Source organism: Streptococcus mitis (assembly GCF_946188685.1).
Taxonomy (GTDB): Bacteria; Bacillota; Bacilli; order Lactobacillales; family Streptococcaceae; genus Streptococcus; species Streptococcus mitis_CC.
On the sequence record NZ_CAMHWH010000004.1, the window covers coordinates 169,553 to 196,000 of the forward strand.

30 protein-coding genes are annotated in these 26,448 nt (G+C 39.9%); all 30 read left to right on the top strand.

The features are described from left to right. Positions 1-3: 3 nt before the first annotated feature. The 30 genes from rnpM (at position 4) to N8N51_RS05655 (ending at position 26,327) form a co-directional block, all read left to right on the top strand. Entirely contained in the window at positions 4-297 is a 294-nt protein-coding gene (gene rnpM / locus N8N51_RS05510) for an RNase P modulator RnpM (RefSeq protein ID WP_000857557.1), read from the top strand. Further along, positions 290-589: a YlxQ-related RNA-binding protein gene (locus tag N8N51_RS05515; RefSeq protein ID WP_001041390.1), complete on the top strand. Its 300-nt coding sequence runs from the start codon at positions 290-292 to the stop codon at positions 587-589. The genes rnpM and N8N51_RS05515 overlap by 8 nt, the downstream gene beginning before the upstream one ends. Positions 590-605: 16 nt before the next feature. Next, positions 606-3,398, top strand: coding sequence for a translation initiation factor IF-2 (gene infB, locus N8N51_RS05520; RefSeq protein ID WP_261103766.1), 2,793 nt, complete (start codon positions 606-608; stop codon positions 3,396-3,398). A gap of 250 nt (positions 3,399-3,648) precedes the next feature. Then, positions 3,649-3,999, top strand: coding sequence for a 30S ribosome-binding factor RbfA (gene rbfA / locus N8N51_RS05525; protein ID WP_001273601.1), 351 nt, complete (start codon positions 3,649-3,651; stop codon positions 3,997-3,999). Between the two features lie 206 nt (positions 4,000-4,205). Continuing rightward, positions 4,206-4,388, top strand: coding sequence for a hypothetical protein (locus N8N51_RS05530; protein ID WP_261011972.1), 183 nt, complete (start codon positions 4,206-4,208; stop codon positions 4,386-4,388). A 370-nt stretch (positions 4,389-4,758) separates the two neighbouring features. Further along, positions 4,759-4,992 carry a DUF1858 domain-containing protein gene (locus tag N8N51_RS05535; protein WP_000368739.1) on the top strand — a complete coding sequence of 78 codons (234 nt, stop codon included), beginning with the start codon at positions 4,759-4,761 and terminating at the stop codon, positions 4,990-4,992. Continuing rightward, entirely contained in the window at positions 4,992-6,326 is a 1,335-nt protein-coding gene (locus N8N51_RS05540) for a DUF438 domain-containing protein (RefSeq protein ID WP_261103767.1), read from the top strand. The genes N8N51_RS05535 and N8N51_RS05540 overlap by 1 nt, the downstream gene beginning before the upstream one ends. A gap of 9 nt (positions 6,327-6,335) precedes the next feature. Next, positions 6,336-6,590, top strand: a complete 255-nt coding sequence (locus tag N8N51_RS05545) for a DUF1912 family protein (protein ID WP_000119707.1) — start codon at positions 6,336-6,338, stop codon at positions 6,588-6,590. 95 nt (positions 6,591-6,685) lie between these two features. Then, on the top strand, positions 6,686-7,081 hold the full coding sequence (locus N8N51_RS05550) for a helix-hairpin-helix domain-containing protein (protein ID WP_000038635.1): 396 nt from the start codon (positions 6,686-6,688) through the stop codon (positions 7,079-7,081). Positions 7,082-7,362: 281 nt separating this feature from the next. Then, complete coding sequence (locus tag N8N51_RS05555; RefSeq protein WP_084947421.1) at positions 7,363-7,941, top strand: flavin reductase family protein; 579 nt, start codon at positions 7,363-7,365, stop codon at positions 7,939-7,941. Further along, on the top strand, positions 7,928-8,488 hold the full coding sequence (locus N8N51_RS05560; RefSeq protein ID WP_203180766.1) for a GNAT family N-acetyltransferase: 561 nt from the start codon (positions 7,928-7,930) through the stop codon (positions 8,486-8,488). The genes N8N51_RS05555 and N8N51_RS05560 overlap by 14 nt, the downstream gene beginning before the upstream one ends. Beyond that, positions 8,488-9,066, top strand: coding sequence for an AAA family ATPase (locus tag N8N51_RS05565; RefSeq protein WP_203180767.1), 579 nt, complete (start codon positions 8,488-8,490; stop codon positions 9,064-9,066). The genes N8N51_RS05560 and N8N51_RS05565 overlap by 1 nt, the downstream gene beginning before the upstream one ends. Next, the gene (locus N8N51_RS05570; RefSeq protein WP_203180768.1) at positions 9,059-11,710 is read left to right on the top strand and encodes a valine--tRNA ligase; all 2,652 of its coding nucleotides are present in this window, start codon (positions 9,059-9,061) and stop codon (positions 11,708-11,710) included. The genes N8N51_RS05565 and N8N51_RS05570 overlap by 8 nt, the downstream gene beginning before the upstream one ends. A gap of 172 nt (positions 11,711-11,882) precedes the next feature. Then, positions 11,883-12,641 (top strand): protein NO VEIN domain-containing protein, encoded by a 759-nt coding sequence (locus N8N51_RS05575; protein WP_203180780.1) that lies wholly within the window; start codon positions 11,883-11,885, stop codon positions 12,639-12,641. Positions 12,642-12,755: 114 nt separating this feature from the next. Further along, positions 12,756-13,343 carry a DNA-directed RNA polymerase subunit delta gene (rpoE, locus tag N8N51_RS05580; RefSeq protein ID WP_000418401.1) on the top strand — a complete coding sequence of 196 codons (588 nt, stop codon included), beginning with the start codon at positions 12,756-12,758 and terminating at the stop codon, positions 13,341-13,343. A 236-nt stretch (positions 13,344-13,579) separates the two neighbouring features. Then, positions 13,580-15,187, top strand: a complete 1,608-nt coding sequence (locus N8N51_RS05585) for a CTP synthase (RefSeq protein WP_000105236.1) — start codon at positions 13,580-13,582, stop codon at positions 15,185-15,187. A 119-nt stretch (positions 15,188-15,306) separates the two neighbouring features. After that, positions 15,307-16,380, top strand: coding sequence for an N-acetylmuramoyl-L-alanine amidase family protein (locus tag N8N51_RS05590; protein WP_203180769.1), 1,074 nt, complete (start codon positions 15,307-15,309; stop codon positions 16,378-16,380). A gap of 249 nt (positions 16,381-16,629) precedes the next feature. Further along, the gene (locus N8N51_RS05595) at positions 16,630-16,929 is read left to right on the top strand and encodes a DUF4651 domain-containing protein (RefSeq protein ID WP_203180770.1); all 300 of its coding nucleotides are present in this window, start codon (positions 16,630-16,632) and stop codon (positions 16,927-16,929) included. Then, positions 16,926-17,243 carry a thioredoxin family protein gene (locus tag N8N51_RS05600; RefSeq protein ID WP_156011615.1) on the top strand — a complete coding sequence of 106 codons (318 nt, stop codon included), beginning with the start codon at positions 16,926-16,928 and terminating at the stop codon, positions 17,241-17,243. The genes N8N51_RS05595 and N8N51_RS05600 overlap by 4 nt, the downstream gene beginning before the upstream one ends. A 15-nt stretch (positions 17,244-17,258) precedes the next feature. Further along, positions 17,259-17,885 (top strand): YtpR family tRNA-binding protein, encoded by a 627-nt coding sequence (ytpR, locus tag N8N51_RS05605; protein WP_203180771.1) that lies wholly within the window; start codon positions 17,259-17,261, stop codon positions 17,883-17,885. A gap of 41 nt (positions 17,886-17,926) precedes the next feature. After that, positions 17,927-18,688 (top strand): SDR family NAD(P)-dependent oxidoreductase, encoded by a 762-nt coding sequence (locus N8N51_RS05610; RefSeq protein WP_064276277.1) that lies wholly within the window; start codon positions 17,927-17,929, stop codon positions 18,686-18,688. Positions 18,689-18,765: 77 nt separating this feature from the next. Next, positions 18,766-19,161 (top strand): single-stranded DNA-binding protein, encoded by a 396-nt coding sequence (locus tag N8N51_RS05615; RefSeq protein WP_064276278.1) that lies wholly within the window; start codon positions 18,766-18,768, stop codon positions 19,159-19,161. Positions 19,162-19,248: 87 nt separating this feature from the next. Beyond that, a complete protein-coding gene (locus N8N51_RS05620; protein ID WP_203180772.1) occupies positions 19,249-20,223 on the top strand; it encodes a substrate-binding domain-containing protein in 975 nt (324 codons plus the stop codon). Continuing rightward, the gene (locus N8N51_RS05625) at positions 20,223-21,560 is read left to right on the top strand and encodes a sensor histidine kinase (RefSeq protein WP_203180773.1); all 1,338 of its coding nucleotides are present in this window, start codon (positions 20,223-20,225) and stop codon (positions 21,558-21,560) included. Before N8N51_RS05620 ends, N8N51_RS05625 begins: the two co-directional genes overlap by 1 nt. Next, complete coding sequence (locus N8N51_RS05630; RefSeq protein WP_020903143.1) at positions 21,535-22,218, top strand: response regulator transcription factor; 684 nt, start codon at positions 21,535-21,537, stop codon at positions 22,216-22,218. The genes N8N51_RS05625 and N8N51_RS05630 overlap by 26 nt, the downstream gene beginning before the upstream one ends. Further along, a complete protein-coding gene (locus N8N51_RS05635) occupies positions 22,215-23,507 on the top strand; it encodes an ABC transporter substrate-binding protein (protein ID WP_203180774.1) in 1,293 nt (430 codons plus the stop codon). The genes N8N51_RS05630 and N8N51_RS05635 overlap by 4 nt, the downstream gene beginning before the upstream one ends. Positions 23,508-23,667: 160 nt before the next feature. Continuing rightward, the gene (locus N8N51_RS05640) at positions 23,668-24,105 is read left to right on the top strand and encodes a PTS sugar transporter subunit IIA (protein WP_020903145.1); all 438 of its coding nucleotides are present in this window, start codon (positions 23,668-23,670) and stop codon (positions 24,103-24,105) included. 26 nt (positions 24,106-24,131) lie between these two features. Further along, a complete protein-coding gene (locus N8N51_RS05645; protein ID WP_020903146.1) occupies positions 24,132-24,626 on the top strand; it encodes a PTS sugar transporter subunit IIB in 495 nt (164 codons plus the stop codon). A 23-nt stretch (positions 24,627-24,649) separates the two neighbouring features. Further along, positions 24,650-25,492, top strand: coding sequence for a PTS mannose/fructose/sorbose/N-acetylgalactosamine transporter subunit IIC (locus N8N51_RS05650; protein WP_078238001.1), 843 nt, complete (start codon positions 24,650-24,652; stop codon positions 25,490-25,492). Continuing rightward, positions 25,473-26,327, top strand: a complete 855-nt coding sequence (locus tag N8N51_RS05655; RefSeq protein WP_033683132.1) for a PTS system mannose/fructose/sorbose family transporter subunit IID — start codon at positions 25,473-25,475, stop codon at positions 26,325-26,327. Before N8N51_RS05650 ends, N8N51_RS05655 begins: the two co-directional genes overlap by 20 nt. The last annotated feature ends 121 nt before the right edge of the window (positions 26,328-26,448 follow it).

Sequence of the window (26,448 nt, forward strand, 5' to 3'; positions counted from 1 at the left end):
AAGATGAAAACAAGAAAAATCCCTTTGCGCAAGTCTGTTGTATCCAACGAAGTGATTGATAAGCGTGATTTGCTCCGCATTGTTAAGAACAAGGAAGGACAAGTCTTTATCGATCCGACAGGCAAGGCCAATGGCCGTGGCGCTTATATCAAGCTAGACAATGCAGAAGCCTTAGAGGCTAAAAAGAAGAAGGTCTTTAACCGTAGCTTTGACATGGAAGTGGAAGAAAGCTTTTATGACGAGTTGATCGCTTATGTGGATCACAAAGTAAAAAGAAGAGAGTTAGGACTTGAATAAGCAAAAGATAAGCAATCTCTTGGGACTTGCTCAGAGAGCAGGGCGGATTATATCGGGTGAAGAATTGGTGGTCAAGGCCATTCAAGATGGCAAGGCCAAGTTGGTCTTTCTAGCCCATGATGCTGGACCCAATCTGACCAAGAAGATTCAAGATAAAAGTCATTATTATCAAGTAGAAATTGTAACCGTGTTTTCAACACTGGAATTAAGCATAGCAGTCGGGAAATCGAGAAAGGTTTTGGCTGTAACAGATGCTGGATTTACAAAGAAAATGAGGTCTCTTATGGAATAGAAGAGGAGGACATGATTTGTCTAAGAAAAGATTGTACGAAATCGCAAAAGAACTTGGAAAAGAAAGCAAAGAAGTTGTAGCGCGTGCAAAAGAGTTGGGCTTGGATGTGAAAAGCCACTCATCAAGTGTGGAAGAAGCTGTCGCTGCAAAAATCGCTGCCAGCTTTAAGCCTGCAGCTGCTCCGAAAGAAGAAGCAAAACCTGCAGCACCAAAAGCAAGTGCAGAAAAGAAAGTTGAAAAATCTGAGGCAGTAAAACCAGCTGTAGCCAAGAAAGAGGCAAAAACGGCTGAACCAGTTGCTCCGAAGGCAGAAAAAGTAGCAGCTAAACCGCAAAGCCGTAATTTCAAGGCTGAGCGTGAAGCCCGTGCCAAAGAGCAGGCAGAACGACGCAAGCAAAATAAGGGCAATAACCGTGACCGACAACAAAACGGGAACCGTCAGAAAAACGACGGTCGCAATGGTGGAAAACAAGGTCAAGGCAACCGCGACAATCGTCGTTTTAATGACCAAGCTAAGAAACAGCAAGGCCAGCAAAATCGTGGCAATGAGCGCCGTCAGCAAGAGGACAAGCGTCCAAATCAAGCGGCTCCACGCATTGACTTTAAAGCTCGTGCAGCAGCCCTAAAAGCAGAGCAAAATGCAGAGTACGCACGTTCAAGTGAGGAACGTTTCAAGCAGACTCAGGCTGCCAAAGAAGCCTTGGCCCAAGCAAACAAACGCAAGGAGCCAGAGGAAATCTTTGAAGAAGTGGCTAAGTTAGCTGAACAAGCGCAACAAGTTCAAGCAGTGGTTGAACCAGCTCCTGTAGCTAAAGAAGCGCCAGTGGATACACGTCGTAAAAAACAAGCTCGACCAGACAAAGAACGTGATGATTATGATCACGAAGAAGATGGTCCTAGAAAACAACAAAAGAATCGAAGTAGTCAAAATCAAGTGAGAAATCAAAAGAATAGTAACTGGAATAACAACAAAAAGAACAAAAAAGGCAATAACAAGAACAACCGTAATCAGGCTCCAAAACCTGTTACAGAGCGTAAATTCCATGAATTGCCAACAGAATTTGAATATACAGATGGTATGACCGTTGCGGAAATCGCAAAACGTATCAAACGTGAACCAGCTGAAATCGTTAAGAAACTCTTTATGATGGGCGTCATGGCCACACAAAATCAATCCTTGGATGGAGAAACCATCGAACTCCTCATGGTGGATTACGGTATCGAAGCCAAACAAAAGGTTGAAGTGGATAATGCTGACATCGAACGTTTCTTTGTCGAAGATGGTTATCTCAATGAAGATGAATTGGTTGAGCGTCCACCAGTTGTAACTATCATGGGACACGTTGACCACGGTAAAACAACCCTCCTAGATACCCTCCGTAACTCTCGTGTTGCGACAGGTGAAGCAGGTGGTATCACTCAGCATATCGGTGCCTACCAAATCGTGGAAAATGGCAAGAAGATTACCTTCCTTGATACACCAGGACACGCGGCTTTTACATCTATGCGTGCGCGTGGTGCTTCTGTTACCGATATTACTATTTTGGTTGTAGCGGCAGATGACGGGGTTATGCCTCAGACTATCGAAGCCATTAACCACTCAAAAGCGGCCAACGTTCCAATCATCGTAGCTATCAACAAGATTGATAAACCAGGTGCCAACCCAGAACGCGTTATCGGTGAATTGGCAGAGCATGGGGTTATGTCAACCGCTTGGGGTGGAGATTCTGAATTTGTTGAAATCTCGGCTAAATTCAACCAAAATATCGAAGAATTGTTGGAAACAGTCCTTCTTGTGGCTGAAATCCAAGAACTCAAGGCAGACCCAACAGTGCGTGCGATCGGTACAGTTATCGAAGCGCGCTTGGATAAAGGAAAAGGTGCGGTCGCAACCCTTCTTGTTCAACAAGGTACCTTGAATGTTCAAGACCCAATCGTTGTCGGAAATACCTTCGGTCGTGTTCGTGCTATGACCAATGACCTTGGTCGTCGTGTTAAAGTTGCTGGACCATCAACACCAGTTTCTATCACAGGTTTGAACGAAGCGCCAATGGCGGGTGACCACTTTGCTGTTTACGAAGATGAAAAATCTGCGCGTGCAGCAGGTGAAGAACGTGCCAAACGTGCCCTCATGAAACAACGTCAAGCTACCCAACGTGTCAGCCTTGAAAACCTCTTTGATACGCTTAAAGCTGGTGAACTTAAGTCTGTTAACGTCATCATCAAGGCAGACGTACAAGGTTCTGTTGAAGCCCTTTCTGCCTCACTTCAAAAGATCGACGTGGAAGGTGTTAAAGTTACTATCGTCCACTCAGCGGTCGGTGCGATCAATGAATCAGACGTGACTCTTGCGGAAGCTTCAAATGCCTTCATCGTTGGTTTCAACGTACGTCCTACACCACAAGCTCGTCAACAAGCAGATGCTGACGATGTGGAAATCCGTCTCCATAGCATTATCTACAAGGTTATCGAAGAGATGGAAGAAGCCATGAAAGGAATGTTGGATCCTGAATTTGAAGAAAAAATCATCGGTGAAGCTCTTATCCGTGAAACATTTAAGGTGTCTAAAGTGGGAACTATCGGTGGATTTATGGTTATCAACGGTAAGGTTACCCGTGATTCTAAAGTCCGTGTAATCCGTGACGGTGTTGTTATCTATGACGGTGAACTCGCAAGCTTGAAACACTACAAAGACGACGTCAAAGAAGTTACAAATGGTCGTGAAGGTGGTTTGATGATTGATGGCTACAATGATATCAAGACTGATGATGTGATTGAGGCATACGTCATGGAAGAAATTAAAAGATAAGATTTTTGCTCCTTTCTTAGGTGGTGAGGGACGCAAGCAAACCGATGGTTTCATTACTTGTTTTTGAGCCTAGGGTCTCAAAAATCCCCTGTGATGGGACTGATAAATCAGTTCCATCACTTTCACCACGGCGAAAGAAGCAGATGATTTCAAATTGAACTTCGTTCCAATTTGAAATGAAAATCAATAAGTTTAAAAATAGCTAGGTCTGCTGGCCTAGCTTTTGGTTCAAAGTAGAGAAAGGAATATCATGGCAAATCATTTCCGTACGGATCGTGTGGGCATGGAAATCAAGCGTGAAGTCAATGAGATTTTGCAAAAGAAAGTCCGTGATCCGCGTGTCCAAGGTGTGACCATCACAGATGTTCAGATGCTAGGTGACTTGTCTGTTGCCAAAGTTTACTACACCATTTTGAGTAACCTTGCTTCGGATAACCAAAAAGCTCAAATCGGGCTTGAAAAAGCAACTGGTACCATCAAACGTGAACTTGGTCGCAATTTGAAATTGTACAAAATCCCAGATTTGACCTTCGTCAAAGACGAATCCATCGAGTATGGAAACAAGATTGACGAAATGCTACGCAATCTGGATAAGAACTAAGAAGAGGGGCAACCCTCTTTTTTGGTGGAGGAAAAGGCAATAAACATGCTGGCAGAATCTTTCCAGAGTTAAACATTATTAAAAAGCCTTATAAAATTCAACTTGTATGATATTATAGGAAATGAAAAGAGTAAATTTCACAGAAATAGCCAGCAAGACTGGTATCTTCAATATTTTGAAAGTGTAGTTAAACGAGGGAAGATAATATGGGGCCTATCAAAGCTTTTGCTAAAATCTATGGTAATTACTTTTTGACCGTACAAGGTGTAAAAGTAATGAAAACGATAAAGAAAGATGACAATGTTGTTGTCGGTCTAGGTAAACTTTTTATTGCAGACAAGTTAATGGATACGGCTCGGTGGCTCATTAAGCCAGAGGATAAAAAATGAAATTTTTCTGGGCACTTCTTGCCATTATTTTTATCAAACCGATTATTGGGATTTTGAAATTCTTTTGGATGATCATCTCTTTTGCGGTCCAATTGCTGTTTTACAAGCTATTATTTAAAATATTGGATTGGCTCTTTAAACTTATTTAGGTCGTAATTCAAGTCGCAGATAACTAGCAGGAACTCCACTGCTAGTTTTTTAATCTCTTCCCATATGATATAATATAAGCAGTAAAATCATTTTATACTCTTCGAAAATCAAATTCAAACCACGTCAGTTTCACCTTACCGTACTTAAGTACAGCCTGTGGCTAGCTTCCTAGTTTGCTCTTTGATTTTCATTGAGTATTAGAACATACATGGAGGTCGTTATGGACAATATCATCGATGTGTCAATTCCTGTTGCAGAAGTGGTGGACAAGCATCCAGAAGTCTTGGAAATCCTAGTGGAGCTTGGTTTTAAACCTCTAGCCAATCCCTTGATGCGCAACACCGTTGGGCGCAAAGTATCGCTCAAACAGGGTTCTAAGCTAGAAGGAACTCCTATGGACAAGATTGTTCGCACACTGGAAGCAAATGGCTACGAAGTGATTGGATTAGACTAATGGCAGATGAACGGATTCATATCCTACGGGATATTTTGTTAGAATTGCATAATGGTGCTTCTCCTGAGTCGGTTCAAGAGCGCTTTGATGCGACCTTTACAGGTGTCTCAGCCATCGAGATTTCCCTTATGGAACACGAGCTGATGAACTCAGACTCAGGTGTTACCTTTGAAGATGTCATGGAGCTCTGTGATGTCCATGCTAATCTTTTTAAAAATGCTGTTAAGGGTGTCGAAGTTGCAGATACTGAGCACCCAGGTCACCCAGTTCGCGTCTTCAAGGATGAAAATCTGGCACTCCGCGCTGCCTTGATTCGCATTCGGAGATTGTTAGATACTTATGAGTCTATGGAAGATGAAGAAATGCTTGCTGAGATGCGTAAGGGCTTGGTGCGTCAGATGGGACTTGTGGGTCAATTTGATATCCATTACCAACGTAAAGAAGAACTCTTCTTTCCTATCATGGAGCGCTATGGACACGATTCACCTCCTAAGGTCATGTGGGGAGTGGATGATCAGATCAGGGAACTCTTTCAAACAGCTTTAGCGACAGCCAAGTCACTACCAGAAGTGTCAATTAGAAGCGTAAAGGAAGCTTTTGAAGCCTTTGCGACAGAGTTTGAAAGTATGATTTTCAAGGAAGAGTCCATCCTTCTCATGATTCTCCTCGAGTCCTTTACTCAGGATGACTGGCTTCAGATTGCGGAGGAGAGCGATACTTATGGCTATGCCATCATCCGTCCGTCTGAGAAATGGGTGCCAGAACGCCAGAGTTTTGTCGAGGAAAAGAGTGCAGAGGAGCCTGTACAGCTAGATATGGCAGAAGGTCAAGTTCAACAAGTTATCGATACGCCAGAAGGACAGTTTACCATTACCTTTACTCCTAAGGAAAAGGAAGCAGTGCTGGACCGTCATAGTCAACAGTCTTTTGGCAATGGCTATCTCTCGGTCGAGCAGGCCAATCTCATTCTCAATCACCTCCCTATGGAGATTACTTTTGTCAATAAAGACGATATTTTCCAGTATTATAATGACAATACGCCGACTGACGAGATGATTTTCAAACGGACGCCGTCCCAAGTTGGGCGCAATGTTGAACTCTGTCATCCACCTAAGTATTTGGACAAGGTTAAGACCATTATGAAGGGGCTTCGTGAGGGTACTAAGGACAAGTATGAAATGTGGTTCAAGTCTGAGTCGCGAGGTAAGTTTGTCCACATCACCTACGCAGCAGTGCACGATGAAGAGGGAGAATTTCAAGGGGTGCTGGAGTATGTTCAGGATATTCAACCCTACCGTGAGATTGATACGGACTATTTCCGTGGATTAGAATAAGGAGAAAAAATGAGTTACGAACAAGAGTTTATGAAGGAATTTGAGGCTTGGGTCAATACCCAGATTATGATTAACGACATGGCGCACAAGGAAAGCCAAAAAGTCTATGAAGAAGACCAAGATGAGCGTGCCAAAGATGCCATGATTCGATACGAAAGTCGCTTGGATGCTTATCAGTTTTTGCTTGGTAAGTTTGAAAACTTCAAAGCAGGCAAGGGATTCCATGATTTGCCAGAAGGCTTGTTTGGTGAGAGAAATTATTAAACGAGATAGATTCTTGATTTTTTACTAAAATCTTGATAGAATATTTATATTAAATCCTTGTCAGAGCAGGGGTTTTTTATTGAAAGGATTTTATCATGTCAAAGAAACTCAATCGTAAAAAACAATTACGAAATAGCCTCCGTCGTGCAGGTGCTTTCTCAAGTACTGTGACGAAGGTTGTAGAAGAGACAAAAAAAGTCGTAAAACGTGCAGAACAGTCAGCAAGCCAAGCTGGTAAGGCTGTTTCTAAAAAAGTTGAACAAGCAGTAGAAGCTACCAAAGAGCAAGCTCAAAAAGTAGCCAATTCTGTAGAAGATTTTGCAGCAAACTTGGGTGGACTTCCACTTGACCGTGCCAAAACTTTCTATGATGAAGGAATCAAGTCTGCGTCAGATTTCAAAAACTGGACTGAAAAAGAACTCCTTGCCTTGAAAGGAATCGGCCCAGCTACTATTAAGAAATTGAAGGAAAATGGCATCAAGTTCAAGTAATTTTTCTTGATCCTTGCATTTCCGTCAAAATCTTGTTACAATAAAGCCATTAGAGGTGTTTTGAATCCCACATTTTACAGAAAGTGGCGGTGCTGAGAAGTCCACAAATGTGTCAAAACTGGTTGCTAATGGATGAAAAATGAAATAAAATTGTCTTTTTATTTTAAAGACGAGAGTTGCGGGCCTTGCCCGAATTTGGGTGGTACCGCGGATAAACACATTCGTCCCTGTCATGTAGATGGCAGGGTTTTTCTTTTGTATCTTGGTCAAAGGAGGTTGTCATGAAGCAATCTTTTAAAACAAGTAAACTCTATTATGGCTTTCCTATTTTCATTTTGGGATATCAGGATCAGAATTTTGGACACAATATTACGACCTGTAGCTCCTCTTATAGCTTGGGAGATTGGCTAGTCATTGGTGTCGGAGCTGAGGAAAATGCGGCTGAGCAAATCAAGCATTACCAGAAGTTTACTGTGAATATTCCTGATGAAAATCTCATGCTCGAGATGGAGCAGGCTGGTTTTATCAGTCATCGAGAGAAATTGAAACACCTGGGGCTAGACCACGAGATTTCTGAACAGACTCAGTCTCCGATTTTAGAGGCTTGTCCAGTCGTATTAGAATGTCAAGTTGATAGAATTATTGAGGAAGACGGTATTTGTCACATCTTTGCCAAGATTATCGAGCGACTGGTTAATTCTGAACTCTTGGATGATAAGGGACATTTTAAAAATGACCGTTTTGCGCCGACTTACTTTATGGGGGACGGGCATCAGCGCGTTTATCGTTATCTAGATGACCGAGTCAATCCCATGGGAAGCTTTATCAAGAAAGCGAGGAAGAAGGATGTCAAGAGCTGAATTGCCAGAACGATTAGAAACCGAACGACTCGTCCTACGAGTTCGTACAGTGACTGACGCTGAAGATATCCATGCCTATGCTAGTTTGCCAGAGGTCGCCTATCCAGCAGGCTTTCCTCCAGTCAAAACCCTTGAAGATGAGGTTTACTATCTGGAGCATATCCTTCCAGAACGCAATCAAAAGGACAATCTCCCAGCTGGCTATGGGATTGTCGTCAAAGGAACCGATAAAGTCATCGGCTCTGTTGATTTCAACCATCGGCACGAAGACGATGTACTGGAGATTGGCTACACCTTGCACCCAGACTATTGGGGTCGAGGTTATGTTCCAGAAGCAGCGCGAGCTTTGATTGACCTAGCTTTTAGAGAACTAGGTCTTCACAAGATTGAATTGACTTGTTTTGGTTATAATGTCCAAAGTAAACGAGTTGCAGAAAAACTTGGATTTACCCTCGAAGCTCGTATCCGAGACCGTAAAGATGTTCAAGGAAACCGCTGTGACAGTCTGATATATGGTTTGCTGAGGAGTGAGTGGGAGGTAATTTGATGCATGTTTTCATCATTGGTGCTCCGGCCTCAGGAAAAATGACCATTGGTCAAGAACTATCTCGACTGACGGATTCTACCCTCTTTTATAACCATCAAGCCATCGATTTTGCATTAGAAATCTATCAGGACTTTACAGAGGAAATGTGGGAATTTGTTCGTGGAATCACCTTTTCTTTCCTTGGAGCAAGTGCAAGAAATCAGCGATCAGTAATTTTAACTGACGTAATTGATTTTTCAAATCAGTACCAGCTGATGTATTTAAAGCAAATTCAGGATTTATTGGATGACTATCATCAAGAGATTCTTTTTGTGGAGTTGGAAACAAGTCTTGAGGAGCGCTTACATCGAAATCGAACGGAGAATCGATTAAAGCACAAACCCTTAAAACGACATATTGAGGTATCTGAAAGAGAAATTTTAGAGACTGCTGAAACACTTCAATTAAATTCCCAACATCAACCGAATGAGTTGTACCACTACCTTAAAATAAATAATACGAATTTGTCTGCAGAAGAAGTTGCTAAGCAAATTCAAAATAAAATGAACAAAATAGAGAAAGGACAAACACATGTCTAAAGAACTTTCACCTAAATACAATCCAGCCGAGGTTGAGGCTGGTCGTTACCAAAAATGGCTTGATGCTGATGTTTTCAAGCCTTCAGGCGATCAAAAGGCTAAGCCTTATTCTATCGTGATTCCACCACCAAACGTAACTGGGAAACTCCACCTTGGTCACGCTTGGGATACGACTCTTCAAGATATTATCATCCGTCAAAAACGCATGCAAGGTTTTGATACGCTTTGGCTTCCAGGGATGGACCACGCGGGGATTGCCACTCAAGCTAAGGTTGAGGAGCGCTTACGTGGTGAGGGTATTACGCGTTATGACCTAGGTCGTGAAAAATTCCTCGACAAGGTCTGGGAATGGAAAGACGAATATGCCACTACTATCAAGGAACAATGGGGCAAGATGGGGCTCTCTGTAGACTACTCTCGTGAGCGTTTCACTCTTGACGAAGGTTTGTCAAAAGCTGTTCGTAAGGTCTTTGTGGACCTTTACAAGAAAGGTTGGATCTACCGTGGTGAGTTTATCATCAACTGGGACCCAGCTGCTCGCACAGCCCTTTCTGATATCGAAGTTATCCACAAGGACGTAGAAGGTGCCTTCTATCACATGAACTACATGCTAGAAGACGGCTCACGCGCCCTTGAAGTGGCAACAACTCGTCCTGAGACTATGTTTGGGGATGTTGCCGTTGCGGTCAATCCAGAAGACCCACGCTACAAGGACTTGATCGGAAAAAATGTCATCCTTCCAATCGCTAATAAATTGATTCCAATCGTTGGGGATGAACACGCAGACCCTGAGTTTGGTACTGGTGTTGTGAAAATCACGCCTGCCCATGATCCAAACGACTTCTTGGTTGGTCAACGCCATAACTTGCCACAAGTCAACGTCATGAATGATGACGGAACCATGAATGACTTGGCCTTTGAATTTGCAGGCATGGACCGTTTTGAAGCTCGTAAGGCAGTCGTTGCCAAGTTGGAAGAAATCGGTGTCCTTGTTAAAATCGAAAAACGTGTTCACAGTGTTGGTCACTCAGAGCGTACAGGTGTTGTGGTTGAACCACGCTTGTCTACTCAGTGGTTCGTCAAGATGGACCAATTGGCTAAGAATGCTATTGCCAACCAAGATACAGAGGACAAGGTAGAATTCTACCCACCTCGTTTCAACGATACCTTCCTTCAATGGATGGAAAATGTACACGACTGGGTAATCTCTCGTCAGCTCTGGTGGGGTCATCAAATCCCTGCTTGGTACAATGCTGAGGGTGAAATGTACGTCGGTGAAGAAGCTCCAGAAGGTGACGGATGGACACAAGATGAAGATGTCTTGGATACTTGGTTCAGTTCTGCCCTTTGGCCATTCTCAACCATGGGCTGGCCTGATGTCGACTCAGCAGACTTCAAACGCTACTTCCCAACTTCAACCTTGGTAACAGGTTACGACATCATCTTCTTCTGGGTATCTCGTATGATCTTCCAATCCTTGGAATTTACTGGTCGTCAGCCATTCCAAAACGTGCTTATCCACGGTCTCATCCGTGACGAGCAAGGACGCAAGATGTCTAAATCTCTCGGAAACGGAATTGACCCTATGGATGTCATTGAGAAATACGGTGCTGATGCCCTTCGTTGGTTCCTTTCAAACGGTTCTGCACCAGGACAAGACGTGCGCTTCTCTTACGAGAAAATGGATGCTTCATGGAACTTCATTAACAAAATCTGGAACATCTCTCGCTACATCCTTATGAACAATGAAGGCTTGACCCTTGAGCAAGCAACTGCCAATGTCGAAAAAGTGGTCAACAAGGAAGCTGGAAATGTCACTGATCGCTGGATTCTCCACAACCTCAATGAAACAATCGGAAAAGCTACTGCCAACTTTGATAAGTTTGAGTTTGGTGTCGCTGGACATATCCTCTACAACTTCATCTGGGATGAGTTTGCGGACTGGTACGTTGAGTTGACTAAGGAAGTCCTTTACAGCGACAACGAAGAAGAGAAAGTTATCACACGTTCTGTTCTCCTTTACACTTTGGACAAGATCCTTCGTCTCCTCCACCCAATCATGCCATTTGTGACAGAGGAAATCTTTGGACAAATCTCAGAAGGCTCTATCGTTACAGCGGCTTACCCAACTGTCAATCCAGCCTTTGAAGACCTCGCTGCTCACACAGGTGTAGAGAGTCTCAAAGACTTGATCCGTGCCGTTCGTAATGCGCGTGCTGAAGTAAACGTAGCACCAAGCAAGCCTATCACCATCCTTGTTAAAACAAGCGATAGCGACTTGGAAGCCTTCTTTAACAGCAATGTCAACTACATCAAACGCTTCACAAATCCAGAACACTTGGAAATCGCATCAACCATCCCTGCCCCTGAACTCGCAATGTCAAGTGTCATCACAGGAGCAGAAATCTACTTGCCACTGGCTAATCTTCTCAATGTCGAAGAAGAGCTGGCTCGTCTCGACAAGGAACTCGCTAAATGGCAAAAAGAACTGGATATGGTCGGCAAGAAACTCTCTAACGAGCGCTTCGTAGCCAATGCCAAACCAGAAGTTGTCCAAAAAGAACGTGACAAACAAGCCGACTACCAAGCGAAATACGATGCGACCGTCGCACGTATTGATGAGATGAAGAAGTTGGTGAAATAAACACAGAAACACGGTGATGAGCCGTGTTTTTTGGTATAATGAAATCAATATTTATTGATGGAGAAAGTGATGTCTAATACTCGTCGAAAATCAAATTCAAACCACGTCAGCGTCGCCTTACCGTACTCAAGTACAGCTTGCGGCTAGCTTCCTAGTTTGATTTTTGATTTTCATTGAGTATAAGCACCCGCATTATGAATTGTTAAATTTAATTGGCTATGGTCTTGCTAAGTTTGACAAGCTTTTTATAAAAGAATTTCAATGTTCTAGCAAGTCGGAGTTTTATCGCTATGTGGTTTCTCTGGGAATTGCTGAAACAACTGGAGTTGTAAAAAATAGAATGGATTTATTTGATCCTTATTTTGACAATAATCGAAAAGGTTGGTGGCAGAAAGCTGAAGTTTACCGTTTTCGTAAAGATTTAATTGATATGATGTTTGGAAATGAAGATGTTCATAGTTATGCTGAAATCGTTAAAATGTTACTTGCCAGCGAAGGAAAGCGAACAGGCATTACTACCATTGAAAAACCAATTATTCGAACTAAATTCAAACGTCTACAAGAAACTGGAATGGAGGCTGAGAATTATTTTCTCCTTCATTTTGATAAAGAAGAAAAATTTCAAGGTGGACTATTGACCGATGCCCGTCTTTATGGTGATGGATATGACTTTCAAGTAGATGTTCAAGAGCATTCCTATCTTGCCGAAGTTAAAGGAATTCGAAAATCTAAGGGTCGCATTCGATTGACTGCCAGAGAATATGAAAAAGCCAAAGAGTTTAAATCAGATTTTATTTTATCCTTAGTTACTAACCTAGATGATATTCCCAAGCTAGTGTTAATTGATAATCCTTTGAATCATTTTGAATTCCAAAAGAGCATCATAAAAAATGAAATCATTGAATATAGAAGCTTAGAAGATTTGTATTAGTTCCCCTTAACCTTTGACTATTCTGCAAAATTATCGTAAAATAAAGAGTAAATGATAAAATGAGGTCAGAGTCTGTTCGCTCTGGCGATAGTAGTATAAATGAGGAGAAACGCTTTGGAATTAGAAGTATTTGCTGGGCAAGAAAAAAGTGAACTATCTATGATTGAGGTAGCGCGTGCTATCTTGGAACTTCGTGGTCGCGACCATGAGATGCATTTTAGCGATCTTGTAAACGAAATTCAAAACTACCTTGGAACATCAAACAGCGATATCCGTGAAGCCTTGCCTTTGTTCTACACAGAGTTGAACTTTGACGGTAGCTTCATCTCACTTGGAGACAACAAATGGGGGCTTCGTTCATGGTATGGTGTAGACGAAATCGACGAAGAAATCATCGCTCTTGAAGAAAATGACGACGATGAAGTAGCACCAAAAGCTAAGAAAAAACGTGTCAATGCCTTCATGGATGGTGATTCTGATGCTATTGACTACAATGCAGATGATCCAGAAGACGAAGATGCATACGAAGCAGATCCAGCTCTTTCATACGATGATGAAAATCCAGATGATGAGAAAAATGAAGTGGAAGCTTACGATGCAGAAATCAACGAAATAGCCCCAGATGACTTGGGTGAAGACGTGGATCTTAACGAAGATGACGACGAGTTTTCAGATGATGATGCTGAAAACATCGAGGAATAAAAGTTAGCTATTGACAATTATCCTAATTTTAGGTATCATAATGTTCGGGCACCTCTTTTAGAGGTCGGGGCTCCCTAGTTCTTAGGGAGCTATTTTTGTTTTTTCAAGAAGTTATCTTCTTGTATTTTAGTTGTGAATCTGGTGCAGTTGTCCCAGATTATTCTTATTAGTAGGGTTTTGTTTTCTATCTCCCCTTGTAGTTAACAAGGCCTTGAGCATTTTAGAAAGAGGAATCTATGTCTACGAAATATATTTTTGTAACTGGTGGTGTGGTATCGTCTATTGGGAAAGGGATTGTAGCAGCAAGTCTGGGACGTCTCTTGAAAAATCGTGGTCTAAAAGTAACCATTCAAAAATTTGACCCTTATATCAATATTGATCCAGGAACTATGAGTCCTTACCAGCACGGGGAAGTTTTTGTGACAGATGACGGAGCTGAGACAGATTTGGACTTGGGTCACTATGAACGTTTCATTGATATCAATCTCAATAAATATTCCAACGTGACAACTGGGAAAATTTATAGTGAAGTTCTTCGTAAGGAACGCCGTGGAGAATACCTTGGGGCAACTGTTCAAGTCATTCCTCATATCACAGATGCTTTGAAAGAAAAAATTAAGCGTGCCGCTCTAACGACTGATTCTGATGTCATTATTACAGAAGTTGGTGGAACTGTCGGGGATATCGAGTCCTTGCCATTCCTAGAGGCCCTTCGTCAGATGAAGGCAGATGTGGGTGCGGACAATGTCATGTACATCCATACAACTCTCCTTCCTTACCTCAAGGCAGCTGGTGAAATGAAAACCAAACCAACTCAACACTCTGTAAAAGAATTACGCGGTTTGGGAATCCAGCCAAATATGTTGGTTATTCGTACAGAAGAGCCAGCTGGTCAAGGAATTAAAAACAAACTGGCCCAGTTCTGTGATGTGGCACCAGAGGCTGTTATCGAGTCTTTAGATGTTGAACATCTTTACCAAATTCCATTGAACTTGCAGGCACAAGGTATGGACCAAATTGTCTGTGATCACTTGAAATTAGACGCACCAGCAGCGGATATGACAGAGTGGTCAGCTATGGTGGACAAGGTCATGAACCTCAAGAAACAAGTAAAAATTTCCCTTGTCGGTAAGTATGTTGAGTTGCAAGATGCCTACATTTCTGTTGTTGAAGCCTTGAAACACTCTGGTTATGCCAACGATGCAGAAGTTAAAATCAATTGGATCAATGCCAATGATGTGACGGCAGAGAATGTAGCAGAGCTCTTGTCTGATGCAGACGGAATCATCGTACCAGGAGGTTTTGGTCAACGTGGTACGGAAGGTAAAATCCAAGCCATCCGCTATGCGCGTGAAAATGATGTTCCAATGTTAGGTGTCTGCTTGGGAATGCAGCTGACTTGTATTGAGTTTGCTCGTCACGTTTTAGGACTCGAAGGTGCCAATTCTGCAGAGCTTGCACCAGAAACAAAATACCCTATCATTGATATCATGCGTGATCAGATTGATGTTGAGGATATGGGTGGAACCCTTCGTTTGGGACTTTATCCATCTAAGTTGAAACGTGGCTCTAAGGCTGCGGCTGCTTATCACAATCAAGAAGTGGTGCAACGCCGTCACCGTCACCGTTATGAGTTTAACAACGCCTTCCGTGAGCAGTTTGAGGCAGCAGGCTTTGTCTTCTCAGGAGTTTCTCCAGACAATCGTTTGGTAGAAATCGTGGAAATTCCTGAAAATAAATTCTTTGTAGCGTGTCAGTATCACCCTGAACTGTCAAGCCGTCCAAATCGCCCAGAAGAACTCTACACAGCCTTTGTCACTGCAGCAGTTGAGAACAGCAATTAGCTAGATTATAACCTTTGAGAACAATCTCAGAGGTTTTTTGCTTGCATATTTAGGATATGAGTTGCAAAATAAAAACATAGTGATATAATTAACATAACAACAACTAAGGAGGAACTACAATGAAGAAAATCACACTATTTGGTTTGTCTCTAGCTGGTCTAGCTTTACTGGCTTTTCCACATTCAGGGCAGGCATTTGAGCTTAAAGAAGAATGGGTTGTTAAGTGTGGAGTACAGTATCAAGATGGCAAGATTCTTCGGTTTAACAATGGTCATGAAGTGGATATCAAAGTCTTGGATTTGCCAAAAACAGAGAAAATCGAGTGGACAGTTAGTCTCAATGGTCAAGATCAAACTGTCAATTTCCTAGGTCAAGAAAAGGACAAGTCTATGATTGGCGTAGAAGGGCGTTATCTGAATTTCTATGTTCCATATGGCTATAGAGGAGATATCAAGGTCGAGGCTAAGAGCGGAAACGAAGTCAAGACCTGGTCAACGAAAGTTGTGGATGATATTCATAATGATAGTGGAAAGAGAGGTTACTATCGTATTGAAGAATCAAATGATCAATACACCTACCTCGATGCTAAATGGGATTATCAAACCAAGACTTACACTGCTACTTTACCAGAGACTGTCAATGGTCAAAAAGTCTTTGCTTGGGCAGACTATGGCAATGGCGAGTTGAAACTTGAAAAACTAAAATCTATCAGTCACAAATATGATGGAGGATCTTTCAAAGAACTTTATCCGATTGTAAAAGCAGAAAGTTGGCTAAAATCAAATCAAAACTGGTACTATCAAAAACAAGGTCAATTAGTGCAGAAGGATTGGGTTTATGACAATGGAACTTGGTACTTTATGAATGATAAAGGGGTCATGTTCAATCAAACTTGGCTTTATCAAGGTAGCAACTGGTATGCCTTTAAATCATCAGGAGCCATGATTGCGAGTGACTGGCTTTACGACCAAGGCAAGTGGTACTATTTATCAACCTCAGGAGCCATGAAAGCAAGCACTTGGCTTTATGACAAGGGAGAATGGTATTATGTAAGTTCTTCTGGTGCCATGATTGCGAATGATTGGGTCAAAGACAATGGTAAGTGGTATTATCTAGCTTCATCAGGTAAGATGCTTCGCAATACCTACACACCTGATGGTTACTACGTTGGTAACTCAGGCGCCTGGCAATAAGAATCATACTCTTCGAAAATCTCTTCAAACCACGTCAGCGTCATCCACAACCTCAAAACGCTGTTTTGAGCTGACTTCGTCAGTTCTATCTACAACCTCAAAGCAGTGCTTTGAGCAACCTGCGGCTAGCTTCCTAGTTTGCTCTTTGATTTTCATTGAGTATAAGAAGTCCTTTTCCTTAAAGGAAGAGGCTTTTTACTTGATTTTCTGCTGCTTCCTCATTTGTCCTAAAGTCTTTTTTGTGTTAAAATGAATGGTATGAAAGCTAAAAAAATGTTGATGGCAGGTCTGGCTCTGCTTGGTATTGGGAGCCTTGCCCTTGCTACGAAAAAAGTTGCAGATGACCATAAGCTCATGAAGACTCAGGAAGAGTTGACAGCGATTGTGCGAGACCATTTTTCAGATATGGGGGAAATTGCGACTCTCTATGTTCAAGTTTATGAAAGTAGTCTAGAACGACTAGTCGGTGGTGTCATTTTTGAGGATGGCCGTCATTATACCTTTATCTATGAAAACGAAGACCTAGTCTATGAGGAGGAAGTCTTATGATACAACCAGCAAGTATAGAAGAATTAGCATCTTTAGTAGAAAAAGATGGCAAGAAGGTCTTTCTTTTTGTAGCAGACTGGTGTGGCGATTGTCGTTATATCTATCCTGCCTTGCCAGAGATTGAGGAGACCAATCCAGAGTTCACCTTTATTCGAGTGGACCGAGACCAGTATATGGATTTGGCTAAACTCTGGGATGTTTACGGAATCCCTAGCCTTGTTGTTCTAGAAAAGGACAAGGAAATCGGTCGTTTTGTCAATCGCGACCGTAAAAGCAAGCAACAAATTAATGACTTTTTAGCAGGACTGAAATAGGAGAAAATAGAAACAATGATTTTTACATATAACAAAGAACATGTCGGTGATGTCCTTATGGTCATCGTGAAAAATAGCGGAGATGCCAAACTGGATGTAGAACGCAAAGGCAAGGTAGCCCGTGTTTTTCTAAAAGAGAATGGAGAAACAGTAGCTTGGAATATTTTCGAAGTTTCAAGTTTCTTTGAAATTGCAGAGCGAGGTCAAGTCTTTTTATCAGATGAACAAGTCGCTCGTTTGAACCAAGAATTACAGGCGGAAGGTTTTACAGAAGAAATTGTCAATGACAAGGAACCTAAGTTTGTTGTTGGTGAGATTGTCGAGATGGTAGCCCATCCAGATAGTGACCACCTCAACATCTGCCAAGTTGCAGTCGCAAGTGACAAGACAGTGCAAATCGTTGCAGGAGCTCCCAATGCGCGTGTCGGGTTGAAAACCATTGTAGCTCTTCCTGGAGCTATGATGCCAAAAGGCAATCTCATTTTCCCAGGAGAACTTCGTGGTGAAAAGAGTTTTGGCATGATGTGCAGTCCTCGTGAATTGCATTTGCCAAATGCTCCGCAAAAACGAGGGGTTATTGAATTATCAGAAGCCCAAGTTGTCGGAACTCCATTTGACCCAGCCAAACACTGGACTGCCTAGGAACTTGTTAGTATCTGATAGACCAGCTAGAAGGAAATAAGATGGCAAAAAATGTAGTGATTACAGGGGCGACCTCAGGAATCGGTGAAGCGATTGCGCGTGCTTATCTGGAGCAGGGGGAGAATGTTGTTCTAACAGGACGACGGACAGACAGGCTCGAAGCCCTCAAGTCGGAGTTTGCAGCAACCTATCCAAATCAAAATGTCTGGACCTTTCAACTAGATGTGACGAATATGACCATGGTGAAGACTGTTTGCTCCAATATTCTAGAAACGATAGGTCAGATTGATATTCTGGTCAACAATGCCGGACTGGCTCTAGGTTTAGCACCTTATCAGGACTATGAAGAGTTGGATATGTTGACCATGCTGGATACCAATGTCAAAGGTTTGATGGCAGTCACTCGCTCTTTCTTGCCAGCAATGGTAAAAGCCAATCAAGGACATATCATCAACATGGGGTCAACCGCAGGAATCTACGCCTATGCGGGTGCCGCTGTTTACTCAGCTACCAAGGCAGCGGTTAAGACCTTTTCGGATGGACTGCGAATTGATACCATCGCAACGGATATCAAGGTTACAACCATTCAGCCTGGGATTGTCGAAACAGATTTTTCGACGGTACGTTTTCACGGTGATAAAGAACGAGCTGCGTCCGTTTACCAAGGAATCGAAGCTTTGCAAGCTCAGGATATTGCAGACACAGTAGTCTATGTGACCAGTCAACCTCGTCGTGTGCAGATTACAGATATGACCATCATGGCCAATCAACAGGCGACAGGTTTCATGGTTCATAAAAAATAAAAAATTTTCTCGAAAAGTTACAAATTTCTGTAACTTTTTTTGATTTCCTACGAATAGATAAGTAGGAGGAAGAAAATATGTATAATAAAGTTATCTTGATTGGACGTTTAACGTCTACACCAGAATTGCACAAAACCAACAATGACAAGTCAGTAGCGCGTGCAACCATTGCTGTGAATCGTCGTTACAAAGACCAAAATGGGGAGCGCGAAGCTGACTTTGTCAATATGGTTCTATGGGGCAGACTAGCAGAAAGCTTGGCCAGCTACGCAACTAAAGGTAGTCTTATCTCTGTGGATGGAGAACTTCGTACCCGTCGCTTTGAGAAAAATGGTCAAATGAATTATGTGACTGAAGTACTTGTCACAGGATTCCAACTTTTGGAAAGTCGTGCTCAACGTGCCATTCGTGAAAATAATGCAGGACAGGATTTGGCGGATTTGGTCTTGGAAGAGGAAGAATTGCCATTTTAAGCATTAAAAAGTCTGAGTTGTTCTCAGGCTTTTTTATACTGTCTAAATGTGTTACAATGAACTAGTTGAAACTTTTTGGAGGTTGAAATGAGTAGAGATTATACAAGAACAATCGTCAAAATTATATTTTGTACAGTAGTCGTATTTGTTTTTGCGATTTATACTCATGTGAGTCAGACAGATCCTATTCCGGGACAAATAAAAGTTGGAGCGACTTATATGACAATGAATAGTGAATTTTATAGACATTTACATAATGAGATTCAACGCTATTCTGATTTAGAAGGTCAGATATTGTATACTCGGGATGCAGAGATGAGTGAAGAAAAACAGAGTAAACAAATTGATGAATTTATAGAGAAGCGAGTGAATGTTATTGTTATTAATCCGGTTAAGAGTGATAGCGAGCAAATAGTAGAAGCGTTAAGTAGGGCAAAGAATTTTGGAATTAGAGTTATAGCAGTAGATAGTCAGTTGAATAATATAAAAGTTGATACGAGCATAGTTTCTGATAATTACCATGCTGGGATATTAATTGCCAAGGATTTGATGAAACGCACCTCAAATGCTCATATTCTTTTGTTAACGCACAAAGATGCTTTATCAGCTAACCAGAGAATAACTGGCTTTTTGGATACAATAAAATCAGAAGAACATTACCAAATTATCTCAGAAAGAGAAACAGTTGGTCAAACAGAGTATGCTATGACTACTGTAGGTGATGCGTTATCTGAAGGTTTACAATTTGATGCTATAGTGGCTTTAAATGATAGAGCAGCTATAGGAGCTCTAGCAGCTCTAGCAGCAATTAAAGAATTGAAAATAACTTCAAAAAAACTTATTTACGGAATAGATGGTTCACCAGATATGAAGCATTTATTAGCTACAACAGATGAAGTTACGGGAACAGTTGCTCAATTTCCATCTCATATGGGTAGAAAAGTATCGGAAACAATAGATTTATTAGTAAAAAAAGAAGAAGTTGAAGAATTATATACTATACCTGTACAATTTGTTGATAAAAATAATATAATTCAGTTTGATATTAATGGGTGGCAGTAATGAAACAGGTAAAAGGTGTTCAGTACTCTATAATTTTGCTTTTATTAATTAATTTTCTAACCATTATATACAATGGAGCTTTGTATATACAGATTACAAACTATGTAATTTCAAAGGGACAGATGATACTCTTATTGGGAGAATTAAATAATATTTCAAAATCACCTGACCAGATTTTTTGGTATTCAATTATTTTTTTCGTCGGTATTATTTTTATATCTACCTATAAAATGTACTCAACTGAGAAAAAATGGCCAATTTTTTCAAAATGGAATTTGTTTGAAATAGTATTAATGATTGGTGTTATATGGTCACAAAATCTGTCATACAATGGAATAATATTATTAGTTTTTGCTGATATATTCTATAGTTCAAGAGAGTTTCAAGACTCTGATAGTAAACGTTCCTGGATTATTTTTATTTTCTTGAGTTTTTTAATATTACTTTTAACAGATTATGAAATCTTGTCACTATTTATAAAGGTTCCATCTCTAGCTACCTATATCCAATTTTATCCATCTTCCATACGAGGTATAGTGTTATTTTTAGAAAATGCATTGACATCATTAAATGTTATTATTTTCATCATCTCTTTATTGTCTTATATCCTATACGTGATTAAAGAACATCATAATATTGAGGAAGAGCTTAAAATGTTATCTAGAGTCAACACTGAATTGAATCATTACATATCGTTATCAGAGAAAATCGCTGAAGATCGAGAAAGGAAAAGAATTGCTCGGGAAATTCATGATACTCTAGGACATGCGTTGACAGGAATTTCAGCAGGGATTGATGCTGTTTCTGTACTAATTGATGTTCATCCTATCCGTGCTAAAGAACAGTTGAAAAATGTTTCAAATGCAGTTAGAGAGGGGATAAAAGATGTTAGGGGATCATTACATAGACTAAGACCAGGAGCTTTGCAAAATAATGGTTTAAAAGATGCTCTAATATTAATGATTAGTGAGTATGAATCTCTATCTAAACTCTCTGTCGATTTAAAATATGAATGGGGAAATATTGATTTAGATGTTATACAGGAAGATACTATTTTTAGGATTATACAAGAATCTATGACAAATTCTGTTCGTCACGGACATGCTAGTAAAATGAGCATTCACTTTATGAGTGAGGATAACAACATAATAGTTTTGCATGATAATGGAATAGGTTTTGACGACTTACAAATTGGGTATGGCTTGAAACAAATGAGAGAGCGAGTTTCTATTTTAGGTGGTTCTATTCATTTTGAAAATAGGGAAGGATTTTACACTAAAATAGTTTTTCCAAAAATAGGAGGTGAAGTATATGATAAAGGTAATGATTGCAGATGATCAGGCGTTAATTAGAGAGTCCTTGCAGATCATTTTATCAGTATATGCTGATATTGATGTTGTATCCGTTGTTGGTGATGGTATTGAAGCTATGGATAACATTATGACTGTAAAACCGGATATAATTTTAATGGACATTAGAATGCCCAGAATGGATGGAGTATTGGCTACAAAAGAAATCAAAAAACTTTTTCCAAATATAAAAATTATAATCTTAACAACATTTGATGACGACGAATTCATTTTTAGTGCTTTAAAATACGGTGCATCTGGCTATTTATTAAAAGGAGTTTCAACCGACGAGTTATATCAAGCCATTCAGACAGTGTATAAAGGTGGAGCTATGATTAATCCTAATATAGCTAGTAAGGTATTTCAATTGTTCTCGCAGATGGCACAGACCAATTTTTCTATTACTGTGAAGGAAGAGAATATTGAAAATATATCACTGACAGAATGGAAAATTATTCAGCAAGTGGCATTTGGAGAATCAAATAAGGAAATTGCCAGTAATCTTTTTTTATCCGAGGGAACAGTGCGCAATTACCTTTCTATCATTCTTTCAAAACTAAATTTGAGAGATAGGACACAGTTAGCCATATGGGCTGTACAAACAGGTGTGACACAAAAGAATTTTTCGAAGGAAATGGATAAATGAAAGTAAAGCAATTGTTTCTAGCGATACTGTTTGTACTAAGTTGCTTGAGTTTATTTCTTATTTGGGAAAACAAGCAGATAAAGATTATTAGACTGGGTTTTTATTCTGATTCTAGTTGGGGAATTCCTACAGGGAATAACAGCTATGTACTAGATGAGGCTATTAAGAAATTTGAAGAGCTTCATCCAGGGGTTAAAATTGTATATGATTCAGGTATTCCTAAGGAGGAGTATTCTAATTGGATTTCAAGTCAAATTTTAAAAGGTTCTGAACCGGATGTATTTCTATTATCAAGCGACCAATTATCTTTATTTGCATCAAAGGGTATTTTAAAGCGCCTAAATTCCTATTTATCTCAAGAAGATGTCTCTAATTTCTATGATGTATCTTTGCAGGCAGCAAAATATGGAGATGATTTATACGGTCTTCCATATGAAAGCAATCCCATGTTGATGTGTGTAAATCAAGATTTACTTTTAAAAGAGGGGATTGAAATTCCTAAAGTAGGGTGGACACAGAAAGATCTCTATGAGATTAGTAAAAAAGTTACAAAAGATACCGATGGAGATGGAATCGTTGATCAATTTGGGATAACAGGATATAGTTGGAAAGAATCTCTAGCAGCCTTTGGTGTTACTATTTCTGAGAGCGGGATTCCTCGTATAGATTCGTCAGAAATGAAGGATGCTTTATCCTATATAAGGGGATTGAATCAATTAAACGGACGCTACAAAGTAACCTATAAAGATTTTGATGAAGGACATGTGGCCTTTTATCCAATGAGTTTGGCACAATATCGTACATACAAACCTTTTCCTTATCATGTGGCCAAATATACAAATTTTAACTGGACATGTATTTCGTTGCCAACGGCTAAGGAAGACATTCGTTCGACTGTAACAGATACTTCCTTATACGTAGTTTCTTCGCGTGCTCGCAATTCAAACCTTGCCGTATCGTTTATAGAATTTTTAACAATTAATCGTGAAATTCAACAAAATTTATTTAATAAGGGTCAAGGAAGCTCAGTATTACCAGAGGTAGTAACTAGTTTGAAGAGTGAAGAGTTGATGAAGAAAGGAATGATTGGTCAAAATGCCTTAACGACTACTTCACTGGATTATATAATGAAAAATTCAATTACAACTATTTCAAAAGGAATAGATTCAAAATCATTGGTTGGAATAGAAGAAAGATTAGAAGCATTATCTATGGATGAAAATAACACGGATATTGAAGGTAGTCTTATTAAGTTACAAAAAGAACTAGATATAGGAACCCTTAAATAGATGTCGAGATTATTTGTTCTTAAATAATATGAACATGGCAGATGTCTTTATTGACATTTGTCATTTTTTTATTGACATTTATCAATAAACTTTTGTGACATTTAACAATTATAAAGTGAAGATAAGGATGATAGAATGAAATCAATAAAAGGAGGGAAATATGAAATATTTGATATTAGTCAGTCATGGAGGACTCGCAGAGGGATTGAAATCATCTCTTTCTATGTTTGCTTCGGATAAGGTAGATGATGTCATAGCGATTGGCTTAAAAGATGGAGAAAGTCTTGCAGGTTTTTCTGTAGAGGTCAAGAATGTTATTGCGTCTCTGGATGAAAATGATTCGGTTCTTGTTTTAGCAGATATTGTTGGGGGAAGTCCTTTAACAACTGTTGCAACAGTATTAGAAGAATTTGGAAAATTAGAGAATGCAACTATTTTGGGAGGTATGAACTTAACAATGGCACTTACAGCAGTGGTGATGAAAGACATTCTGACTGGAAGTGAACTTGTTTCTACGATATTAAACGAATCATCCTCAGCTCTACAGGAATTTGAAGTCGGATCGGATGATAATCTTAATGAAGAAGACGATATTTAGTTATATAAGGAAAGGGATAAAAAATTATGGTAGTAACATTTGTACGAATTGACGATAGAATGATTCATGGACAAACAGTCACTAGATGGGCAAAAGAACATCCATGTGATGGATTAATTGCAGTAAATGATGCTGCTGCATCCAATAAGGTTTTAATTCAGGCCTATAAAGGTGCGTCAGATAAAAAAACATTTGTTTGGACAAAGGAAGCATTTAAAGAAAAATCATCTAAAGTAACAGAATCAGATAGTAGATATTTTTTGATTACTAAGAATCCAATTGATATGAAAGAGATTTTAGTAGATCAGGGCTTTATTCCAGGAGATGTTAAAGAGATTATTGTAGGACCTGCTAACGATAGACCAGGTGCTATCAAGTTGGGAAATAATCAATCAATTACTCAAGAGGAAGCAGTTGCACTAGAAGCAATTGAAAAAGCAGGTTACAAAGTTAGATTCCAATTATTACCAGATGTATCTATTGGCTATTGGAGTGATTTTAAATCAAAATTTGGATTTTAATAATGAAATAAGGAGACAAAATGATGGAAATTTCTTGGATTCAAGCAGCTCTTTTAGGATTGTTTGCAAGTTTAGCATCGATGCCAGGTATGGGGGGATCCAGTATTGGTAACTATACTTTGGGGCGTCCATTAGTTGGTGGTTTAATTGTAGGTTTAATATTAGGAGATATAACAACAGGGGTAATCGTTGGTGTGGCTTTACAGGTATTATATATTGCCTTAGTGACACCTGGTGGAACTGTATCTGCCGATGTACGGGCAATTTCTTATATCGGAATTCCGTTATCTATCCTATTTGTTCATGCAAATAATATTTCAGGTGAAGTAGCGATTGCAGCAGCAGCAGCGCCAATTGGAGCTGCGGTTGGAACAATTGGAACTGTTTTATTCTATGGTACAGCTACTATGAATTTGCTTTGGCAACACATTGGATGGAAAGCTGTAGAGAAAGGTGATTTTAAGAAGTTATATGCTGTTGATTGGGTATATCCTTGGATTTCACACTTTATCTTTTCTTTCTTACCAACAATGATTATTACAAAATTTGGACCAGATATGGTTGATCTTATGAAAGTATATCTTCCGATGGATGGTTTTGTAATGAAGTCTCTATTTACTGTAGGAGCACTCCTTCCATGTGTGGGTATTGCAATACTTTTGAAACAAATTGTTACAAAAACAACAGACTTTATTCCTTTCTTTGTCGGGTTCACGTTAGCAAAATCTTTAGGCTTGAACTTAGTAGCAAGTGGTGTTGTGTCATTAATTTTTGCAGTAATTTATTATGAATTAGAAGTTATTAAATCTGCCCGTACGACAGCGGTTGTCAGTGATATGGGATTTGATGAAGAGGAGGATATTTAGAATGAGTCGAAAAAAAATATCAAGAAAAACATTAACAAAATCATTTCACCACTGGTTCTATGGACATCTGACATGTTTTTCTCAAGAACATATGCAAACTTTTGGATATTTAACTTCTATGCTTCCAATTGTAGAAGAAATGTATGATACTAAGGAAGAGCAAAAAGAAGCTATGCAAACATACACAGCATTCTTTAATACTGAGCCGCAGTTGGGTTCTCTAGTAGTTGGGATAACAGCTGGGTTGGAAGAAGCGCGTGCAAATGGAGATGCCGTAGATAGTGAAACCATCAATGGAATGCGAGCTGGTCTAATGGGGCCTATTGCAGGTATTGGAGATTCACTTATTGTAGGAACATTAATTCCTGTTCTTTTGGGGATAGCTCTAGGTCTTTCTAAAGGAGGAAATATTTCTGGTGCAATATTCTATATTATTGCATGGAATCTATTAGTCTATCTTGGAATGCGTTTTGCTTATTTTAAAGGATATGAACTTGGAGATAAAGCAGTAGAATTTTTAGTAGGTCCTAAAGGTCAGGCACTAAGAAAATCAATTAGTGTTGTTGGTGGTATGGTCATAGGAGCTGTTGCAGCAACTTGGGTATCTGTCACTACGGCGCTAGAGCTGAAAAATGGAGATGGAGAAACATTTTTAAACTTACAAGAAAAGATTGATGGTGTTTATCCAGGTCTTTTAACAGCAGGTTTTATTGTTCTATGTTGGTGGCTGATGGCTAAAAAGAAAGTTTCTCCAAATTGGGTGATGCTATTATTGGTAGTTATTGCACTTGTGGGAGTAGCCTTAGGATTTTTCAATCCAGGATTGAAATATTAATAGTATGTAAAAAAGCAACGGTTTATAATCGTTGTTTTTTATATATGCGTAATATAAGGATTTAGAGTTTCGGTATTTTTATAAAAGAATTAACAAAAATGCTAATTCCATAAATTATGTT

Coding starts and splice junctions, on each gene's coding strand:
- rnpM (WP_000857557.1), top strand. CDS start 4: ATGAAAACAAGAAAAATCCCTTTGCGCAAGTCTGTTGTATCCAACGAA.
- rbfA (WP_001273601.1), top strand. CDS start 3,649: ATGGCAAATCATTTCCGTACGGATCGTGTGGGCATGGAAATCAAGCGT.
- N8N51_RS05530 (WP_261011972.1), top strand. CDS start 4,206: ATGGGGCCTATCAAAGCTTTTGCTAAAATCTATGGTAATTACTTTTTG.
- N8N51_RS05535 (WP_000368739.1), top strand. CDS start 4,759: ATGGACAATATCATCGATGTGTCAATTCCTGTTGCAGAAGTGGTGGAC.
- N8N51_RS05540 (WP_261103767.1), top strand. CDS start 4,992: ATGGCAGATGAACGGATTCATATCCTACGGGATATTTTGTTAGAATTG.
- N8N51_RS05545 (WP_000119707.1), top strand. CDS start 6,336: ATGAGTTACGAACAAGAGTTTATGAAGGAATTTGAGGCTTGGGTCAAT.
- N8N51_RS05550 (WP_000038635.1), top strand. CDS start 6,686: ATGTCAAAGAAACTCAATCGTAAAAAACAATTACGAAATAGCCTCCGT.
- N8N51_RS05555 (WP_084947421.1), top strand. CDS start 7,363: ATGAAGCAATCTTTTAAAACAAGTAAACTCTATTATGGCTTTCCTATT.
- N8N51_RS05560 (WP_203180766.1), top strand. CDS start 7,928: ATGTCAAGAGCTGAATTGCCAGAACGATTAGAAACCGAACGACTCGTC.
- N8N51_RS05565 (WP_203180767.1), top strand. CDS start 8,488: ATGCATGTTTTCATCATTGGTGCTCCGGCCTCAGGAAAAATGACCATT.
- N8N51_RS05570 (WP_203180768.1), top strand. CDS start 9,059: ATGTCTAAAGAACTTTCACCTAAATACAATCCAGCCGAGGTTGAGGCT.
- N8N51_RS05585 (WP_000105236.1), top strand. CDS start 13,580: ATGTCTACGAAATATATTTTTGTAACTGGTGGTGTGGTATCGTCTATT.
- N8N51_RS05590 (WP_203180769.1), top strand. CDS start 15,307: ATGAAGAAAATCACACTATTTGGTTTGTCTCTAGCTGGTCTAGCTTTA.
- N8N51_RS05595 (WP_203180770.1), top strand. CDS start 16,630: ATGAATGGTATGAAAGCTAAAAAAATGTTGATGGCAGGTCTGGCTCTG.
- N8N51_RS05600 (WP_156011615.1), top strand. CDS start 16,926: ATGATACAACCAGCAAGTATAGAAGAATTAGCATCTTTAGTAGAAAAA.
- ytpR (WP_203180771.1), top strand. CDS start 17,259: ATGATTTTTACATATAACAAAGAACATGTCGGTGATGTCCTTATGGTC.
- N8N51_RS05610 (WP_064276277.1), top strand. CDS start 17,927: ATGGCAAAAAATGTAGTGATTACAGGGGCGACCTCAGGAATCGGTGAA.
- N8N51_RS05615 (WP_064276278.1), top strand. CDS start 18,766: ATGTATAATAAAGTTATCTTGATTGGACGTTTAACGTCTACACCAGAA.
- N8N51_RS05620 (WP_203180772.1), top strand. CDS start 19,249: ATGAGTAGAGATTATACAAGAACAATCGTCAAAATTATATTTTGTACA.
- N8N51_RS05625 (WP_203180773.1), top strand. CDS start 20,223: ATGAAACAGGTAAAAGGTGTTCAGTACTCTATAATTTTGCTTTTATTA.
- N8N51_RS05630 (WP_020903143.1), top strand. CDS start 21,535: ATGATAAAGGTAATGATTGCAGATGATCAGGCGTTAATTAGAGAGTCC.
- N8N51_RS05635 (WP_203180774.1), top strand. CDS start 22,215: ATGAAAGTAAAGCAATTGTTTCTAGCGATACTGTTTGTACTAAGTTGC.
- N8N51_RS05640 (WP_020903145.1), top strand. CDS start 23,668: ATGAAATATTTGATATTAGTCAGTCATGGAGGACTCGCAGAGGGATTG.
- N8N51_RS05645 (WP_020903146.1), top strand. CDS start 24,132: ATGGTAGTAACATTTGTACGAATTGACGATAGAATGATTCATGGACAA.
- N8N51_RS05650 (WP_078238001.1), top strand. CDS start 24,650: ATGGAAATTTCTTGGATTCAAGCAGCTCTTTTAGGATTGTTTGCAAGT.
- N8N51_RS05655 (WP_033683132.1), top strand. CDS start 25,473: ATGAAGAGGAGGATATTTAGAATGAGTCGAAAAAAAATATCAAGAAAA.